Origin of the sequence: Vineibacter terrae (assembly GCF_008039615.1) — a bacterium.
GTDB classification, from domain to species: domain Bacteria; phylum Pseudomonadota; class Alphaproteobacteria; order Reyranellales; family Reyranellaceae; genus Vineibacter; species Vineibacter terrae.
Map to the genome: position 1 here is coordinate 37518 of NZ_VDUZ01000028.1, position 18160 is coordinate 55677.

General features: G+C 69.4%; 17 protein-coding genes. 9 read left to right on the top strand and 8 right to left on the bottom strand.

The window, feature by feature from the left end:
• Positions 1 to 12: 12 nt before the first annotated feature.
• Positions 13 to 735, bottom strand: a complete 723-nt coding sequence (gene rph / locus FHP25_RS22800; protein ID WP_147849271.1) for a ribonuclease PH — start codon at positions 733 to 735, stop codon at positions 13 to 15.
• A 171-nt stretch (positions 736 to 906) separates the two neighbouring features.
• On the opposite strand from rph, the gene hrcA reads away from it, so the two are divergent.
• The 6 genes from hrcA (at position 907) to dapB (ending at position 8004) form a co-directional block, all read left to right on the top strand.
• Complete coding sequence (hrcA, locus tag FHP25_RS22805; RefSeq protein WP_147849272.1) at positions 907 to 2031, top strand: heat-inducible transcriptional repressor HrcA; 1125 nt, start codon at positions 907 to 909, stop codon at positions 2029 to 2031.
• A gap of 261 nt (positions 2032 to 2292) precedes the next feature.
• Complete coding sequence (gene grpE, locus FHP25_RS22810; RefSeq protein ID WP_178133708.1) at positions 2293 to 2973, top strand: nucleotide exchange factor GrpE; 681 nt, start codon at positions 2293 to 2295, stop codon at positions 2971 to 2973.
• A 212-nt stretch (positions 2974 to 3185) separates the two neighbouring features.
• On the top strand, positions 3186 to 5123 hold the full coding sequence (gene dnaK / locus FHP25_RS22815; protein WP_147849274.1) for a molecular chaperone DnaK: 1938 nt from the start codon (positions 3186 to 3188) through the stop codon (positions 5121 to 5123).
• 160 nt (positions 5124 to 5283) lie between these two features.
• Positions 5284 to 6417, top strand: coding sequence for a molecular chaperone DnaJ (dnaJ, locus tag FHP25_RS22820; protein WP_147849275.1), 1134 nt, complete (start codon positions 5284 to 5286; stop codon positions 6415 to 6417).
• 156 nt (positions 6418 to 6573) lie between these two features.
• Positions 6574 to 7164, top strand: a complete 591-nt coding sequence (locus FHP25_RS22825) for a DNA-3-methyladenine glycosylase I (protein WP_147849276.1) — start codon at positions 6574 to 6576, stop codon at positions 7162 to 7164.
• Between the two features lie 39 nt (positions 7165 to 7203).
• Complete coding sequence (gene dapB, locus FHP25_RS22830; protein WP_147849277.1) at positions 7204 to 8004, top strand: 4-hydroxy-tetrahydrodipicolinate reductase; 801 nt, start codon at positions 7204 to 7206, stop codon at positions 8002 to 8004.
• 90 nt (positions 8005 to 8094) lie between these two features.
• Here dapB and FHP25_RS22835 read toward each other — a convergent pair whose 3' ends face one another.
• Positions 8095 to 8595: a DUF2244 domain-containing protein gene (locus FHP25_RS22835; RefSeq protein WP_147849278.1), complete on the bottom strand. Its 501-nt coding sequence runs from the start codon at positions 8593 to 8595 to the stop codon at positions 8095 to 8097.
• A 77-nt stretch (positions 8596 to 8672) separates the two neighbouring features.
• Between FHP25_RS22835 and nth the strand changes: the two genes are divergently transcribed.
• From nth to FHP25_RS22850, 3 genes are all read left to right on the top strand, one after another.
• On the top strand, positions 8673 to 9320 hold the full coding sequence (nth, locus tag FHP25_RS22840; RefSeq protein ID WP_147849279.1) for an endonuclease III: 648 nt from the start codon (positions 8673 to 8675) through the stop codon (positions 9318 to 9320).
• Positions 9321 to 9373: 53 nt separating this feature from the next.
• The gene (leuB, locus tag FHP25_RS22845; RefSeq protein WP_147849280.1) at positions 9374 to 10510 is read left to right on the top strand and encodes a 3-isopropylmalate dehydrogenase; all 1137 of its coding nucleotides are present in this window, start codon (positions 9374 to 9376) and stop codon (positions 10508 to 10510) included.
• 153 nt (positions 10511 to 10663) lie between these two features.
• Positions 10664 to 11866: a CaiB/BaiF CoA transferase family protein gene (locus tag FHP25_RS22850; protein ID WP_178133709.1), complete on the top strand. Its 1203-nt coding sequence runs from the start codon at positions 10664 to 10666 to the stop codon at positions 11864 to 11866.
• A 21-nt stretch (positions 11867 to 11887) separates the two neighbouring features.
• Here the strand turns inward: FHP25_RS22850 and FHP25_RS22855 are convergent, their stop codons facing one another.
• From FHP25_RS22855 to FHP25_RS22880, 6 genes are all read right to left on the bottom strand, one after another.
• Positions 11888 to 12322, bottom strand: a complete 435-nt coding sequence (locus tag FHP25_RS22855; RefSeq protein ID WP_147849282.1) for a carboxypeptidase-like regulatory domain-containing protein — start codon at positions 12320 to 12322, stop codon at positions 11888 to 11890.
• A 72-nt stretch (positions 12323 to 12394) separates the two neighbouring features.
• A complete protein-coding gene (locus FHP25_RS22860; RefSeq protein ID WP_147849283.1) occupies positions 12395 to 13849 on the bottom strand; it encodes a DegQ family serine endoprotease in 1455 nt (484 codons plus the stop codon).
• 72 nt (positions 13850 to 13921) lie between these two features.
• A complete protein-coding gene (locus FHP25_RS22865) occupies positions 13922 to 15271 on the bottom strand; it encodes an ATP-binding protein (protein WP_147849284.1) in 1350 nt (449 codons plus the stop codon).
• Positions 15268 to 15930 carry a response regulator gene (locus FHP25_RS22870; protein ID WP_147849285.1) on the bottom strand — a complete coding sequence of 221 codons (663 nt, stop codon included), beginning with the start codon at positions 15928 to 15930 and terminating at the stop codon, positions 15268 to 15270. The genes FHP25_RS22865 and FHP25_RS22870 overlap by 4 nt, the downstream gene beginning before the upstream one ends.
• Positions 15931 to 16009: 79 nt before the next feature.
• A complete protein-coding gene (locus tag FHP25_RS22875) occupies positions 16010 to 17470 on the bottom strand; it encodes a Do family serine endopeptidase (RefSeq protein WP_147849286.1) in 1461 nt (486 codons plus the stop codon).
• A gap of 255 nt (positions 17471 to 17725) precedes the next feature.
• Complete coding sequence (locus tag FHP25_RS22880; RefSeq protein WP_147849287.1) at positions 17726 to 18136, bottom strand: DUF2000 family protein; 411 nt, start codon at positions 18134 to 18136, stop codon at positions 17726 to 17728.
• Positions 18137 to 18160 lie beyond the last annotated feature (24 nt).

Below are 18160 nucleotides of genomic sequence, written 5' to 3' on the forward strand. Positions count from 1 at the left end.
TCCACCGCCCGCTCAGGCCGTCAGCCCGAGCGCCGCACGCTGCGCGGCGCAAAGCTCGGTGATGCCCTTGCGCGCCAGCGTCAGCAGCGCCAGGAACTCGGCTTCGCTGAACGGCGCCTTCTCCGCCGTGCCCTGCACCTCCACGATGCCGCCGCTGCCCGTCAGCACGAAGTTGGCGTCGGCCTGCGCGCCCGAATCCTCGGGGTAATCGAGGTCCAGCACCGCCGCGCCCTCGTGGATGCCGCAGGAGATGGCGGCGACCTGGCCCGTGATGGGGTCGCGCGCCAGCTTGCCGGCCTGACGCTGGCGGTCGATGGCCTGGCGCAGCGCCACCCAGGCGCCGGTCACGCTGGCGGTCCGCGTGCCGCCATCGGCCTGCAGCACGTCGCAGTCGATCTTGATGGTGGTGTCCGGCATCGCCTCCAGATCGACCACGGCCCGCAGCGCGCGGCCGATCAGCCGCTGAATCTCCTGGGTGCGGCCCGACTGCTTGCCGCGCGCCGCCTCGCGGTCGGAGCGCGTATGGGTCGATCGCGGCAGCATGCCGTACTCCGCCGTCACCCAGCCGCGGCCGGAATTGCGCAGGAAGGACGGCACCTTGTCCTCGACGCTGGCCGTGCACAGCACATGCGTGTCGCCGAACTTGGCGAGGCATGATCCCTCGGCATGGCGTGAGAAGCCGGGGACGAGCTCGATACGGCGCAGCTGATCGGGGGCGCGGCCGGAGGGGCGCATGATGGTCTCTTTCCTGTTGTCCGGGCATCACCAACACCGGAACCCGCCCGGTCGACAACTGTTATTTCGCCCGCCCGCCATCCCTGGCCCGGCGCGGGCCGGGCACGATCCCACATTGACGCCCGGCAGGCCACGGCCTAACTCTGGATGGTATCGGAGGTGCAGCCCGCGATGAGCCGCGTCACCCGCATCGACCCCTCTCCGGCCGCCGCGTCCCGGCGCGATCCGAGCGCTGTCGCCCGCACGCTGGCCGGCGCCGGCGCGCCTGTCGCCGAACTCAACGAGCGGGCCCGTGAGGTCTTCAGGCGCATCGTCGAAGCCTATGTCGAGAGCGGTGAGCCGGTCGGCTCGCGCACGCTGACGCGCCGCCTGACGGAGCAGCTTTCGCCGGCCACGATCCGCAATGTCATGGCCGACCTGCAGGATGCCGGGCTGCTGTTCGCGCCGCATACCTCGGCCGGCCGGGTGCCGACCGAGGCCGGGCTGCGGCTGTTCGTCGATGGCCTGCTCGAGATCGGCAACCTGTCGCAGGAGGAGCGCGACAGCATCGACGGCCGCTGCGCCGCCGTCGGCCGCAGCATGCAGGACGTGCTGAGCGAAGCCTCCAGCCTGCTGTCGGGGCTGTCGCGCTGCGCCGGCGTGGTCATCTCGCCGCGTGTCGAGCAGCCGCTGAAGCATATCGAATTCGTCAACCTGGGCCCCGGCCGCGCGCTCGTGGTGATCGTGACGGAGAACGGCGCGGTCGAGAACCGCATCATCGAGACGCCGTTGGGATTGCCGCCATCGGCGCTGATCGAGGCCTCCAACTACCTCTCAGCCCGGCTCGTCGGCCGCAGCATCGAAGAGTCGCGCCGCCTCATCGAGGAGGAGCTGCTGGCGCAGCGGGCCGAGCTCGATGCCCTGACGCAGCGCATCGTCGAGGCGGGCCTGGCGCGCTGGAGCGGCGAGCCCGGCTCGGCGCTGATCGTGCGCGGCCAGGCGCGGCTGCTGGAGGATGTCACGGCGCTGGAGGACCTCGAGAACGTGCGCCGGCTGTTCGATGCCCTGGAGCGTGGCGAGTCGTTCATGCGCCTGCTCCAGCTGGCGGGCGACGCCGAAGGCGTGAAGATTTTCATCGGCGCCGAGAATCCGCTGTTCGGACATGCCGGCTGCTCGGTGATCGTGGCACCGTTCCGTAACAGCCAGGAACGGATCGTCGGCGCCGTCGGCGTCGTCGGCCCGACCCGGATCAACTACGCCCGCATCGTGCCGATGGTCGACTACACGGCCCGGGTGGTGGGGCGGCTGCTGGGCTGAGAAACCTGGAGCGTGGCTCTTGCGGGCACGGTGCCCGCGTCATGGCCTTGACGCTGCTGATCGCCCCGATCAACACCGCGGTGCGCCATGCGCTGGCCCTGCCGGCAGGGGGGTGTATCCGACGGGTGCGCTGGCAGTGCTTGCAGTGCCATGGCCGCACCCGCTTGACCCCGGGCACCACAGCCCCTAAGTGCGGAGCATGCGGCGGGGCTTGGGTCTCGCCGCCGCTGTTTTCGAGACATGAGGCCAATCAGGATCGCCATGCCGACCAACCCCGCGCAGAACAAGCCATCCGGCGCCGAGTCGGGTGCTGCCAATGCGCCTGAGAACGACAGCAGCCTCGATATTCCCGAGGTGCCAGGCGACGCCGCCGATCCCGCCCAGGTGATCCGTGCTGCTGCCGGCGCGCGGATCGAGCAGCTCGAGGCTGAGCTCGCGACGGCGCGCGAGACCTGGATGCGCACGGCTGCCGATGCGCAGAACGCCCGCCGTCGTGCCAAGCTCGACGTCGAGGAGGCGCACAAGTTCGCGGTGTCGCGCTTTGCGAAGGATTTACTGTCCGTCGCTGACAATCTCGGCCGTGCGCTGGCGTCGATGCCGCCGCAGGACCAGAGGCTGGACGACCGCCTGAAGAACATCGCTGCCGGCGTCCAGGCCACGGAGCGCGAGCTGCAGAGCGTCTTCGAGCGCAACGGCATCAAGAAGATCGCAGCCCTGGGCGCGCCCTTCGATCCGCAGCTCCACCAGGCGGTGAGCGAGATCCAGGACCCCTCGCGGCCCAACAACTCGGTCGCGCAGGTGTTCATGGACGGCTACACGCTGAACGACCGGCTGTTGCGCGCCGCCATGGTCGTGGTCGCCAAGGGCGGCCCCGCTACTGCACCCGCACACGCCGCCGAGCCTGAGCCGGCCAACACCGCCGTGGATGCCGACGGAGCATAATGGGCGTCCGGGCCTCCCAAGTCAGGCGCCTGGCCGGGCAAAAATGCCCGGCTGGCCTCCGAACGGACCCGTTGCAGGGGCGCGGTTGCACCCTATATAGCCCTTGTCACACACGGGTTTATCGCCCGGTGTGGCGATAATCCCACCTCCAGGGGGCTGCCCCGGCGCCGTCAGGGCCGGCCCGGCCCGCCGCAGAAGAGAGAGGCATGGCAATGTCGAAAGTTATTGGTATCGACCTGGGCACGACCAATTCGTGCGTCTCCGTCATGGAAGGGGGCGACACCCGGGTCATTGAGAATTCCGAGGGTGCGCGTACCACCCCCTCGATGGTCGCCTTCGCCGACTCCGGCGAGCGCCTGGTCGGCCAGGCCGCCAAGCGTCAGGCCGTCACCAATCCGATGAAGACGCTTTATGCCGTCAAGCGCCTGATCGGCCGCCGTTTCGAGGACCCGATGGTCCAGAAGGAGGCCGCCATGGTCCCCTTCAAGATCGTCAAGGGCGCCAACGGCGACGCCTGGGTCGAGGCCGACGGTCAGCAGTACAGCCCGAGCCAGATCTCCGCCTTCATCCTCGCCAAGATGAAGGAGACGGCCGAGGCCTATCTCGGCTCCGCGGTGACGCAGGCCGTGATCACCGTGCCGGCGTACTTCAACGACGCCCAGCGCCAGGCGACCAAGGATGCCGGCAAGATCGCCGGCCTGGACGTGCTGCGCATCATCAACGAGCCCACCGCAGCGGCGCTCGCCTACGGCATGGACAAGAAGAAGTCCGGCCTGATCGCCGTCTATGACCTGGGTGGCGGCACCTTCGACATCTCCATCCTGGAGATCGGCGACGGCGTTTTCGAGGTCAAGGCGACCAACGGCGACACGTTCCTGGGCGGCGAGGACTTCGACAAGCGGATCATCGACTACCTGGCCGACGAGTTCAAAAAGGACAACGGCATCGACCTGCGCGGCGACAAGCTGGCGCTGCAGCGCCTGAAGGAAGCCGGCGAGAAGGCCAAGATCGAGCTCTCCACCAGCAAGGAGACCGAGATCAACCTGCCCTTCATCACCGCCGACGCCTCGGGCCCGAAGCACCTCGTGCTGAAGCTGACGCGCGCCAAGCTGGAGGCCCTGGTCGACGATCTCGTGCAGCGCACGCTCGAGCCGTGCCGCGCGGCGCTCAAGGACGCCGGCGTCAGCGCCGGCCAGATCGACGAGGTGATTCTGGTCGGCGGCATGATCCGCATGCCCAAGGTCGTCGAGACGGTGAAGTCGTTCTTCGGCAAGGAGCCGGCCCGCAACGTCAACCCCGACGAGGTCGTCGCGGTCGGCGCGGCGGTGCAGGGCGCGGTGCTGAAGGGTGAGGTCAAGGACGTCCTGCTGCTCGACGTGACCCCGCTGTCGCTGGGCATCGAGACGCTGGGCGGCGTTTTCACGCGCCTGATCGACCGCAACACCACGATCCCGACCAAGAAGAGCCAGATCTTCTCGACGGCCGACGACAACCAGACGGCCGTGACGATCCGTGTCTTCCAGGGCGAGCGCGAGATCGCGGCCCACAACAAGCTGCTGGGCCAGTTCGACCTGGTCGGCATTCCTCCGGCGCCACGCGGCATGCCGCAGGTCGAGGTCACGTTCGACATCGACGCCAACGGCATCGTGCAGGTGTCGGCCAAGGACAAGGCCACGGGCAAGGAGCAGCAGATCCGCATCCAGGCCTCGGGCGGCCTCAGCGACGCCGACATCCAGCGCATGATCAAGGAGGCGGAAGCCAACGCCGCCGAGGACAAGAAGAAGCGCGAGCTGATCGACGCGCGCAATCAGGCCGAGGGCCTGGTCCACTCGACACAGAGAAACCTGCAGGAGCACGGCGACAAGGTGCCGGCCGCCGACAAGGCGACCATCGAGGGCGCGGTCGAAGCGCTGAAGGCGGTGATGACCGGCGAGGACGTCGAGGAGATCAAGTCCAAGACGAATGCGCTGGCCCAGGCCGCCATGAAGCTCGGCGAGGCCATGTACAAGACCCAGCCGCCGCCGGATGCGTCAGCGGCAGGTGCCGCGGCGGCGGGCGCCGCCGGTGGCGAGCCAGCCAACAAGGACGACAAGGTGGTTGACGCCGATTTCGAGGACGTCACGGACAAGAAGAAGAGCGGCACTGGCTGAACCGCTGCAATAACGGTATGACGTTGCCGGCCCGCATTGCCTGCGATGTTGACCGCCTCCCGGCGAGGCGGTCGACAGCCGCTGAAGGGCGGTGGGCCGGGACTTCTTCTAGGAGGAGACGCGACGGCATCCGCCGAGCCGTTGCCTGAGGACAGGCCGCATGGCGCAGGACTTCTACGAACTGCTTGGCGTTGGGCGCAGCGCAAGTGCGGACGAGATCAAGAAGGCGTACCGCAAGCTCGCCATGCAGCATCACCCGGACCGCAATCCGGGCGACAAGGCGGCTGAGAAGAAATTCAAGGAAATCAACCACGCCTACGACATCCTGAAGGATGAGCAGAAGCGCGCTGCCTACGACCGGTACGGCGCGGCTGCGTTCGAAGGCGGCGCCGGCCCCAACGGGCCGGGCGCCGGGCCGTTCGGCGGCGGCGGTTTCGATTTCAGCGACATCTTCGAGCAGATGTTCGGCGGCGGCGACATGGCTGGCCGCGGGCGCAGCTCCGGACCGGCACGCGGCAACGACCTGCGCTACAACCTGGAGATCTCGCTCGAGGAGGCCTTCGCCGGCAGCGATGCCAGCGTGCGCGTGCCCAGCTCGGTGAGCTGCGACACCTGCCATGGCAGCGGTGCCGAGCCCGGGTCGCGCCCGGTCAACTGCCCGACCTGCCAGGGCCGTGGCCGCGTGCGCATGCAGCAGGGCTTCTTCACCATCGAGCGCACCTGCCCGACCTGCCACGGTGCCGGCCAGAAGATCGAGAAGCCGTGCCGCGTCTGTCACGGCGCCGGCCGCGTGCGCAAGGACAAGACGCTCAACGTCAAGATCCCGTCGGGTGTCGAGGACGGCACCCGCATCCGGCTGGCGGGCGAGGGCGAGGCCGGCGCGCGCGGCGGCCCGCCGGGCGATCTCTACGTCTTCCTGTCGGTGCGCAAGCACCGGCTGTACGAGCGCGACGGCGCCGACCTGCTGTGCCGGGTGCCGATCAGCATGGTGCAGGCGGCCCTGGGCGGCTCGATCGAGGTGCCGACGCTCGACGGCAAGATGGCACGCGTGTCGATCCCGGCCGGCACCCAGGCCGGCCATCAGTTCCGCCTGCGCGGCAAGGGCATGCCGGTCCTGCGCACCACCCAGAAGGGCGATCTCTACATCGAGACCGTGGTCGAGACGCCGGTGAACCTGACGGCGCGCCAGAAGGAGCTGCTCAAGGAGTTCGACGCAGCCGGCAAGGGCAACGGCACGTCGCCCGAGTCCGAGGGCTTCTTCAACAAGGTCAAGGAGATGTTCGGCGGCGACTGAGCGCGCCGCCGACGTCAAGCCACCGTCATCCCGAGCGCAGCGAGGGATCTTCCGCGGGTGACGCAGGGTGCGCCATTCGCAGGAGATCCCTCGCTGCGCTCGGGATGACGGTCGCTGTCCTGTTGACCGACGCCACCGGGCACGCCACCGTCGGCCATGGCCTTGAAGCAAGACATCATCACCCTGGCGGATGGCAAGCCGCGCTGCGGCTGGGTCAGCGACGATCCGCTTTACCTGCCCTACCACGACGATGAATGGGGCCGGCCGCACCGCGATCCGCAAGCACTCTTCGAGCTTCTGATCCTCGAAGGCTGCCAGGCCGGCCTGTCGTGGATCACCGTGCTGCGCAAGCGGGCGCACTACCGCAAGGTCTATGACGGCTTCGACCCGGCCAGGATCGCGCGCTACACGCCCAGGAAGCTCGAGCGGCTGCTGGCCGATCCCGGCATCGTGCGCAACCGCAGCAAGGTCGACGCCAGCGTCACCAACGCGCGCGCCTGGCTGGCGCTCGCCGAGCGCGAGGATCCGGTGGCGTTCCTGTGGTCCTTTGTCGGCGGCAGCCCCAGGATCAACCGGCCGCGGTCGCTCAAGCAGGTGCCGGCGCAGACGCCGCAGAGCGAGGCCATGTCCAAGGCCCTGCTCAAGCTCGGCTTCCGCTTCGTCGGCCCGACCATCTGCTACGCCTTCATGCAGGCCACCGGCATGGTCGACGATCATGTCGTCGGGTGCTCGTGCATCGAGCCCTAGCTCTGCGCTACAACGCCACCAGCAAGGGGAGTATCGGGCATGAACATCACCATCACCGGCGCGGGCGGCCGCATGGGCCAGATGCTGATCCGTCAGGTCGCCAAGACGCCGGGCGCGGTCCTGGCGGCGGCGCTGGAGGCGCCGGGCAGCAAGGCGCTGGGCCGGGACGCAGGCGAGCAGGCCGGCCTCGAGGCGCTGGGTGTGAAGGTCACCGATGATGCCGGTGCCGCCATCGCGGCGGGGCGGGTGACGATCGACTTCACGGTTCCGGCCGCGACGGTTGCGCATGCCGAGATCGCGGCTGCCAAGGGCAGCGCCCTGGTCATCGGCACCACGGGCCTGACGCCGGACCAGGCCAAGCGCATCGAGGCTGCTGCCGGCAGCGTGGCGATCGTGTGGGCCGCCAACATGTCGCTGGGCGTCAATGTCCTGCTGGCGCTGGTCGAGCGCACCGCAGCCCTGCTCGATGCCGACTACGACATCGACGTGCTGGAGATGCACCACCGTCACAAGATCGACGCGCCATCGGGCACGGCGCTGGCGCTGGGCCATGCCGCAGCAGCCGGCCGCACCGTCAAGCTGGAGGAGGTCTGGCGCAAGACCCGTGACGGCCACACCGGAGCGCGGCCCAGTGGCGAGATCGGCTTCGCCACCCTGCGCGGCGGCGACGAGGTGGGCTTCCATACCGTGATGTATGCCGGGATCGGCGAGCGGCTGGAACTGACCCATCGTGCCTTCAGCCGCGAGATCTACGCCAACGGCGCACTCAAGGCGGCGCGCTGGCTGCTCGACCGCAAGCCGGGGCTCTACACGATGAAGGACGTGCTGGGGCTGGGGTAGGGCGGCTGCCGATCCCTGGGAGCGCCGGCTTCCAGCCGGCTCATGACCCGTCGCTTCGCGCCGGTGCCGGCGAGATGCCGGCGTTCCCTGTCATTCCCACCGGTGATCGTAGGTCGGCGTCCGGATGCGGGCGACGGCGGCGCGCAGCGCCTTGGCCACCTCCAGGCGCTCGTCGGGCGTCAGGAAGCGGCCGACGACCAGCCGGTTGCCGCGCGAGATCAGGGTCAGGCGGCTCTCGTGCTCGGGCGGGTCGTCCATGTCCACCCGCAGCCAATAGGCGTCCAGCCGGGTCTCCTCCACCAGCCCCTCGGGGTCCAGGCGGGTGACGATCAGCGCGCTGTCGGTCAGCTTCAGCGTCTCGGTCAGGCGGCCGCTCTTGTAGTTGAGCCGGAACAGCACCACCACCAGGGCCACGTCCAGGCCCATGAAACCGATCACCGGCCAGGCGCCCAGCAGGAAGACCGGCAGGCCGATCAGCAGGTTGGCCGCCAGCAGCACGCCGATCAGCCACCGGAAGCCGCGCCGCGACAGGCTCCTGTGCGGCACCAGCGTGGCGTTGAAATGGACAGCTTGTGCGACCGCATCGCTCATCGCTACACCATAGTCGTCAAAACGTCGCACGACCACGGGCGGGATGCTGCGTCGGATGGCCGCGAGGAGAGACCTGAATGGCCCAGCTCAAGCCGGCGCAGATCGAGGAATTCTACCGGCGCCTGCAGGAACGCGACCCGGCGCCCAAGGGCGAGCTGGAGCATCATAACGTCTATCAGCTGCTCGTGGCCGTCGTGCTGTCGGCGCAGGCGACCGATGCCGGCGTCAACAAGGCGACGCGGCCGCTGTTCGACAAGGTGAAGACGCCGCAGCAGATGCTGGCGCTCGGCGAAGCGGGGCTCACGGGATACATCAAGACCATCGGCCTCTATCGCGGCAAGGCCAAGAACGTCATCGGCCTGTCCCGGATCCTGGTCGACTCCCATGGCGGCGAGGTGCCGCACGACCGTGAGGCGCTGGAGGCGCTGCCCGGCGTCGGGCGCAAGACCGCCAATGTCGTGCTCAACATCGCTTTCGGCGAGCCCACCATCGCCGTGGACACCCATGTCTTCCGGGTCGGCAACCGCACCGGCCTGGCGCCAGGCAAGACGCCGCTCGAGGTGGAGCGCAAGCTGCTCAAGCGCACGCCGCCGCAATTCCTGCGCCATGCCCATCACTGGCTGATCCTGCACGGCCGCTATGTCTGCCGGGCGCGCGCGCCCAATTGCCCGGTCTGCGTCGTTGCCGATATCTGCACCTTCAAGGGCAAGACCGTTTCCGTCTGACCCAGCCGCGGAACGATCAAAGCCAGCAACAGCGTCGCGTCGGGAGAACCACTGTGTCCAGCTCCAGCAACAGCTACCGCCTGCTGATCCTGCCCGGCGACGGCATCGGCCCCGAGGTGATGGCCGAGGTGCGCCGGGTCGCCGAATGGTTCCGCGATCGGCGGGCGCTGCCGATCGACCTGCGACAGCGGCATTTCGGCCTGGCGTCCTGGCAGGCGCATGGCTCGCTGATGCCTGACGAGACCTGGGCCGAGATCGAGGCGGCCGACGCGATCCTGTTCGGGGCCATGGATTCGCTCGACCAGGCGATCCGGATCCCGCCCAGCGAGCGCCGCAAAGGCAGCCTGCTGCGCCTGCGCAAGAACCTGGACACGTTCGCCAACCTGCGACCGATCCGCGCCGTGCCCGGCCTGCTCGATGCCTCGACCTTGAAACGGGAGGTCGTCGACGGTGTCGACCTCGTGTTCGTGCGCGAGCTGACCGGTGGCGTCTATTTCGGGGAGCCGCGCGGCGTGGAGACGCTGTCCGATGGGCGCGAGCGCGGCGTCAACACGCACGTCTACACCAGCGACGAGGTCGAGCGGGTGGCGCGCTTCGCCTTCGAGCTGGCGCGCCGCCGCCGCGCCGACGGCAAGCCGGGGCGCGTGCACTCGGTGGACAAGAGCAACGTGATGGAAGCCGGCGCCATGTGGCGGCGCATCGTGCAGCGCGTGCACGATGCCGACTATGCCGATATCGAGCTGCATCACATGCTGGCGGACAACTGCGCCATGCAGCTGATCCGCTGGCCGCGGCAGTTCGACGTCATCGTCACCGACAACCTGTTCGGCGATCTGCTGTCGGATTGCGGCGCCATGATCACGGGCTCGCTGGGCATGCTGCCGTCGGCCTCGCTGTCGGCGCGCGGCGGTGCCAGCAACCGCCGGCGCGCCCTCTACGAGCCGATCCACGGCAGCGCGCCCGACATCGCCGGGCGCGGCATCGCCAACCCGCTGGCCGCGATCCTCAGCTTCGGCATGTGCCTGCGCGAGACGATGGAGATGGCCGACGAGGCCGACCGGCTCGAGCGCGCCGTCGACGCCGTGCTGGCCGCCGGCGCGCGCACGGCCGATCTCGCTGCCCCGGGAAAACCCCACCTGTCGACAGCGGCGATGGGCGATGCGGTGCTCGATGCGCTGGGGCGCCCGTGACGCGCGGACGATCGTCACGGGAGCGGCGAGCCACCAGATATAGCGGCGGCGGCGCATGGCTCCCCTGACGGCGCCGGGCGCGGCGGCGGTGGACGGCAGGTGAGCAATGGTTTAGCCACGGCTTCATTGCGCCACCACGGATGGATGCCCGACATGACGGATCGCCAGGCCTTCTCCGGCCTCACGGTTCTCGACTTCAGCCAAGGCGTCGCCGGCCCGCACGCCACCACATTGCTGGCCCTGCACGGCGCCGACGTCATCAAGATCGAGCCGCTGGAGGGTGACTGGGGCCGCGGCCTGGGCAAGATCGAGGGTGATCACTGCGCGCACTCGGTCGCCTTCAATCGCGGCAAGCGCTCCCTGGCGCTCGACCTGAAGGCGCCGGACGCCATCGCGGCGGTGAACAAGATCGCGGCCAAGGCCGCGGTGGTCGTCGAGAGCTTCCGGCCCGGCGTCATCACCCGCCTGGGCTTCGGCTACGAGGCCATCAAGAAGATCAATCCCAGCGTGATCTACTGCTCGGTGTCGGGCTTCGGCCAGACCGGGCCCTACAGCAAGCGGCCGACCGTCGACGGCCTGATTCAGGCCTTCAGCGGCATGATGGTGATGAACCGCCTGCCCGACGGGACGCCCTGGCGCCAGGGTATGATCGCGGTCGACGTGACGACGGGCCTCTACACCTTCCAGGCCCTGTCGACGGCGATCCTGCGCCAGTTCCGCTTCGGCGAGGGCTGCCATATCGATTCGAGCCTGATGCGCGCCGCGGCCGCCTGGCAGGGCGCCAAGCTGATGGAGTGGGTGCACACGGAGGGCAACCCGCAGCCCCTCTACATGCCGGCCGGCAGCTACAAGACCAGCAACGGCTACATCATGCTGAGCGCCATGCGCCCGCATCACTTCCGCAAGATGTTCGAGCTGATCGGCCGGCCCGACGTCGCTGCCGATCCGGACCTGCAGACGCACGAGAACCGCATCAAGAACGCGCCCAAGATCGTCAAGGCGCTGAACGAGACCATGCCGGCCCGGACCACGGAGGAGTGGATCGCGCTGCTGCAGCCCAACGAGGTGTTCTGCGAGCGCGTCAGCAACTACGAGGACTACCTCGCTCACCCCCACGTCAAGGAAACCGGCGCCGTCGACTGGATCAAGCAGGATGGGTTTGCGTCCATGCCGATTGCCAACATCGCCGGGCTGCCGCCGGCGCGGGAGGATCCTGCCCGGCATCATGCGCCGCATGTCGGCGAGCACAGCCGCGCCATCCTGGGGGAACTGGGCTACTCGGCTGCCGAGATCGATGCCATGGTCGCGAAGAAGGCGATCGTGGTGCCGTCCCTGCCGGCGCGCGCGGCCGAATAGCGCCGCGCGCCGCCGGTCATCTCACCACTCGAAGACAAGGCTCTGGTGGTTTCCCGCAGCGACATGCACCGTCTGCTGCTTGGCGATGCCGCGTTCGGTCGCGGTCACGGTATAGGTGCCGCCCGGCAGGTTTGCGAGCAGGTAGGGGCCGCGTGACCTGGTGTCGAGCACGACGTGGCCTTCGGCGTTGCGGATGACGACCGGCACATAGGCCAGGTAGTCGTCATTGCCGCGCTGGCGCTTGGCGAACACCAGCTCCAGCCCATAGCGCGATGCGGCCTGCTTCATGGCTGCCGATTCATCCGAGCCGATGCCGCCGGACACGAAATGCACCGTGCCGTAGGTATGCTCCATTGGCATGACCGCGCGGGCGCTGGCAGCCGGCGCGAGGCCGGTCAGCAGGACCATGCCGACGACCGGCGCAAGGGCGAGGGAGCGCATGATGAACGGTTTCATGGGTCGTACTCCTGTTGCCTGGAGAAAAGGCCGTCCGGGCGCGGGACGGCCGTGGGGCGTGCCACCTGGCCGTCAGCCGAGGTCGAGCGGCACGAAGATCTTGGCGTTCTCGCGTCGGATCAGCAGGGCAGCGTGGTCCTGCGCCTTGGCGGCGAGCCCGCGCAGCGCGTCGATTGAGGTCACCGGCTGACCGTTGAACGAGAGCACCACGTCGCCCGGCTGGACGCCGGCGCGCGCTGCCGGTCCGGTGACGCCCTCGACCAGCAGGCCGCCCTTCTCGTCGATCGAGCGGGCTTCCTGCGGCGACAGCGGCCGCACGGCAAGACCGAGGCGCCCCTGGGTGGCGGGGGTGCTGGAGTCGGCCTGCGCCTGCTGGTCGGCATGGCGCTCGCCGATCGTCACCGCCAGCTGCTTGGCCTCGCCGCGGCGCCAGATGTCGAGATGGGCGCGCGTGCCGGGCGCCAGGTCGGCGATGCGCGGCGGCAGGTCGCCGGAGCGCGGCACCTCGCTGCCGTTCAGCTTCAGGATCACGTCGCCCGACTGCAGGCCGGCCTTGGCGGCGGGGCTGTCCTGCTCGACGCTGCTGACCAGCACACCGCCGGGCTTGGCGAGGCCGAAGGCGTCGGCCAGCGCCTGGGTCACATCCTGCACGGTGGCGCCGAGCCAGCCGCGATGCACGGTGCCATGGGCCACGATCTGCTTCTGGACCTTCATCGCGACGCTGATCGGGATCGCGAACGACAGGCCCTGGTAGCCGCCGGTGTCGCTGTAGATCTGCGAATTGATGCCGACCACCTCGCCGCGGGTGTTGAACAGCGGTCCGCCGGAGTTGCCGGGGTTGACCGGCACGTCGGTCTGGATGAACGGCACATAGGACTGGTTCGGCAGGGCCCGCGAGGTCGCCGACACGATGCCCGCCGTCACGGTGTTCTCGAAGCCGTAGGGCGAGCCGATCGCCAGCACCCATTCGCCGACATGGACCTTGTCGGCATCGCCGATGGTGACGGTGGGCAGGTCCTTGGCGTTGATCTTGAGGACCGCGACGTCGGTCGCCTGGTCGAGGCCGATCACCTTGGCGGCGAACTCACGCTGGTCGGAGAGCTTCACCGTGACCGTCCTGGCGTTTTTCACGACATGCGCGTTGGTGAGGATCAGGCCGTCGGATGCCACGATGAAGCCGGATCCGAGGCCCCTGACCGGGCGGTCCGGGCGCTCCAGCCCGAAGCGGCGCGCGAAATCCGGCGGCATGCCGGGGAACATCGGCGTGTCGTCCGACGCCGCCCTGGCGGTGCCTTCGACCCGGATATTGACCACCGCAGGCCCGAAGCGTTCGACGATCGGTGAGAAATCCGGGCCGCCCATGGCCGGCGCGGCGGTGGCGGCACGCGCCGGCTCGTCGCCCAGGCCGGCTGCGAGCGCGGCGGTCGAGGTCAGGGTCTTGGGCGCGAATTCGACGATGGCGCCGCCCAGCACGCTCACCAGGGCGACGGCGGCGAGACCGCGGGTCAGGATGTTCTTCTTGGACATATCGGGCTCCGTGTCGTCGCGGCGCTGGAAGGCACCGGACTGTTGCAGTGGAGCCGATGTAGTCGGCCAAGCTTAAGGTTTGCTTAGGGGCAGCGGCTGCATGTCGATTTCCGAGGTGCCGGCGGCGAAGACGACGCGGGCGCTCAGGCCGCCCGCGCGTGAATCGCCCAGCACGATGTCGGCGCGGTGGCGCTCGGCGATGACCTTGACGATGGCAAGGCCCAGGCCGCTGCCCGGCTCGTGCGTATCCTTGCCGCGATAGAACCGGTCGAACACATGTGGCCGGTCCTGGGCCGCAATGCCGGGCCCGGAGTCGGCGACCTCGAGGTAAGGGCGCCCGTCGGCGATGCCCACCGTCACGTCCACCGTGCCGCCCGGCGGGGTGTAGCGAATGGCGTTGTCCAGCAGGTTGCTGATGAGCACACCCAAGGCGGCGGGATCGCCAACGGTCCTGGCATTGTCGTCCAGCGCCGCAGCGCCGAGGTCGATCCCCTTGGCGATCGCGACGTCGACCTGGCCGGCAATGGCCTCGCGCGCCAGGGCCGCGAGGTCGGCGGCGGCCGGCGGCGGTCCGGCCGCGCCCGGCTCCTGGCGGGCCAGCGTCAGGAGCTGACCGACCACATGCGTCATGCGGTCGAGCCCGCGCTTGAGCTCACCGACCGCCTTGGCGCGCGCCGCATCGTCCGTCGCCCGCTCCACCAGCTGGGCCTGGAGCCGCAGCGCCGCCAGCGGCGTGCGCAGCTCGTGCGCAGCGTCGGCGACGAAAGCGCGCTGGAGCGACAGCGCCTTCTCGAGGCGCGCCAGCAGGTCGTTGAGCGCATCGACCACCGGCGCGATCTCCGCCGGCGGCGAGGACAGCGCCAGCAGCCCGAGCTCGCCCGGCCTGCGGCGGGTCAATGCAGCCGTGAGCTGCTCGAGCGGCTGCAGCCCGCGTCCGACCGCGATCCAGATGCCGATGGCCAGCGCCGGCAGCAGCAGCAGCGAGGGCACCAGGATGTGCGATGCCGCCGACAGCGCCTGGCGTCGCCGCACGCTCATCGGCTGCGCCACCTGCACCGTGCGGCCCTGGAGCTGCAGCGCGAAGACCCGCCATGTGCCGTCGCTGGTCTCGACGTCGGCGTAGCCCATGCGCGCCCAGTTGGGCAGCACGCGATGCGGGTGCGAGAAGTAGATCGTCACGCCGTCGCGGCGCCAGATCTGCACCACCAGGTCGAGCGCCGGATCGGGCGTGACGAGCCCGGGCACCAGCGCCATGTCCATGTTTCGCTCGCCCACGGACAAGGCCACCTGGCGCAGCTGGTAGTCGAAGAGCGTGTCGACCTCCTGGCGCGCGATGCGGTAGGTGACCACGGCGCTCAGGCCGACGATGGCCGTGGCCGCTGCCATCAGCACCAGCAGGAGGTTGCGGCGGATCGACCTCATGGCTGTCGCGGCATCATGTAGCCGACGCCGCGGACGGTGCGGATCCAGCCGGCGCCGAGCTTGCGGCGCAGGGCATGGACATGCACCTCGATGGCGTTGCTTTCGACCTCCTCGCCCCAGCCGTAGATTGCCTCCTCCAGGCGCGAGCGGGAGAATGGCATGCCAGGGCGCTGCAGCAGCGTGCGCAGCAGCGCGAACTCGCGCGTGGTGAGCCGCACCGGCGCGCCGTCCAGCGTCGTCTCGTGCCGTGCCGGATCGAGCGCCAGCGCACCATGGCGCAGCACCGCCTCGCGCTGGCCGGAAGGGCGGCGCAGCAGCGCCCGTACCCGCGCCAGCAGCTCGTCGAGGTCGAACGGCTTCACGAGATAGTCGTCGGCGCCGGCGTCGAGGCCCGTCACGCGATCGCCGACGGCATCGCGCGCCGTCACCACCAGCACCGGCATCTCGCTGCCGTGGGCGCGCGCCGTGCGCAGGACATCGAGGCCGCCTTTGCCGGGCAGGCCCAGGTCGAGCAGGATCAGGTCGTAGGGTTCGGCCTGCAGCGCCGCCTCGGCGTCGACACCGTCACGCACCCAGTCGACGGCATAGCCCTCCTGGCGCAGCGCCGTGCGCACGCTCTCGCCGATCATGCGATCGTCCTCGACAACAAGCAGTCGCATCACCGACCTCGTCGTTCGAGACGACTATCGCATGAGCAGGCTTGTCGTGCATGGCGCACTGCGCTCTGGATGACGGATCTCAGCCCAGGGTCAGCGGCAGGAACAGCTTGGCACCCTCGCGCCGGATCAGCAGCGCGGCATGATGGCCGCTCTTGTCCGCCAGCGTGCGCAGCTTCTCGACCGTCGTCACCGGCTCGCCGTTGATCGCCAGCACGACATCGCCGGGCTGCATGCCGGCGCGGGCCGCCGGGCCCGAAACGGACTGCACCAGCAAGCCGCCGCCTTCGTCGAGCGCATCGGCCTCCTTGGGCGACAGGGCACGCACAGATAGCCCCAGCCGGCCCTGGCCCCGCGCCGGCGCGGCCGGTGCCGCCGCGGCTTCGACCTTGAGCGCGCCGACCACGACGGCGAGCTGCCTGGTCTCGCCGCGCCGCCATACGTCGAGCGTGCTGCGCGCGCCGGGCGCCAGGTCGGCGACCTTGGGCGGCAGATCGAAGGAGCGGTTGATCGCCACACCGTCGATCGCCAGCACCACGTCGCCCGGCTGCAGGCCGGCCTCGGCGGCCGGGCCGTTCTTGTCGACGTTGTTCACCAGCGCGCCACGCGGTGTGGGCAGGCCGAAGGCGTCAGCCAGCGCCTGGGAGACATCCTGCACGCCGGCGCCCAGCCAGCCGCGCCGGATCACGCCATCACTCTCCAGCCTCTTGGCGACCTTCATCGCGACATCGATCGGCACCGCGAATGACAAGCCCTGGAAGCCGCCCGTGTCGGTGTAGATCTGCGAGTTGACGCCGATCACCTCCCCGTTGGCGTTGAACAGCGGGCCGCCGGAGTTGCCGGGATTGACCGGCACGTCGGTCTGGATGAACGGCACGTAAGCCTGATGCGGCAGCGACCGGGTGGTCGCCGACACGATGCCGGCAGTGGCCGTGCTGTCGAAGCCGTGGGGCGAGCCGATCGCCAGCACCCAGGCGCCGACGCGCAGGCGGGTAGGATCGCCGATGACCACGGTCGGCAGGTTCTGGGCGTCGATCTTCAACAGCGCCACGTCGCTGGGACGATCAAGGCCGATCACCTTGGCGGTGAACTCACGCTGATCGGACAGGCGCACCGTCACCGTGGTGGAGTCGGCGACGACATGGGCGCTGGTCAGGATCACGCCGTCAGGGTTGATGATGAAGCCGGAGCCAAGTCCGAATGTCGGTTGGTTGTCCGGGCGGCTGGGCGCGCCGAAGGCGTGCGGCTGGGTGACCGGCGGCTGGCCAGTCTGCGGCGCTTCGCCGGGGCCCGGCGTGCTGCCGTTGCCCTCGACCGCCACGTTCACAACCGCCGGTCCGTAGCGCTCGACGATGGCTGAAAAATCCGGGCCGACGACGGGAGATACCGGTGACGCTGCCGGTGTCGCCGGGGCATCGAGCCAGCCTGCCGCTCGTGCCATGGGCGCTGCGGAGGTGACGGGATCGAATAGGCTGATGCCGCCGGCCAGCACGGCGATGAGCGCGCCGATCGCCAGGCCGCGGGTTGGAAGTCGGTCGCGCATGTCGCCCTCCGTCGTCCATCGGGCCGCGATCATCCGGGGCGACGTCGGCGCATGATGCTGCGGGCCAGTGAGAACAGGCTGACAGCGCATCCCGGACTGCGGGCAGGGTCAATTGACCGCACGTGCACGCACTACGTGCGGTCCGGCTCGAGGCGTTTCCAGCGCCGTGCGACGGGGCGCCGCGGCGCGATCGGCCTTGTGAAGGCGCGTGATCTGTTCGTGAGCGCCCGCCGGGATGCCCGCGAGCGGCCGACACTAGGGGTGCAAAACCAATCCTTTCATGACCTTGTCGACGGTCTTGCGATCGGCGTGCAAAGCCAGGCCCACGAGGTCGAGCGATTCGGCCGCCACCGCCGCGACCGCGGCGCGGTTGGCCTCGTCGTGGCCGGTGGCGAACAGCTCGCGGGTGTAGATGGCGATGCGCTCGTTGCGGTCGAGCGCCCGCCGGTGCGTGGCCTTCAACGCCTCGCCCGTGCCCGCGAAGACCAGGATCGGCTGGCGTGACATGGCGAGATAGAGGTTGCCGGACGCGTCGCAATAGGGCGCGCCGATCAGCGTCTGGTCGGCGCCCGCGATGGCGCTGGTCAGGAACGCGGCCACGTTGAGCTTCTGCCAGACGGCGAGGTCCTGGTGGACGGCAACGGCGATCTTGGTGTCGAAGCGCATGGCGTGACCTTGAGGCTCCCGAGG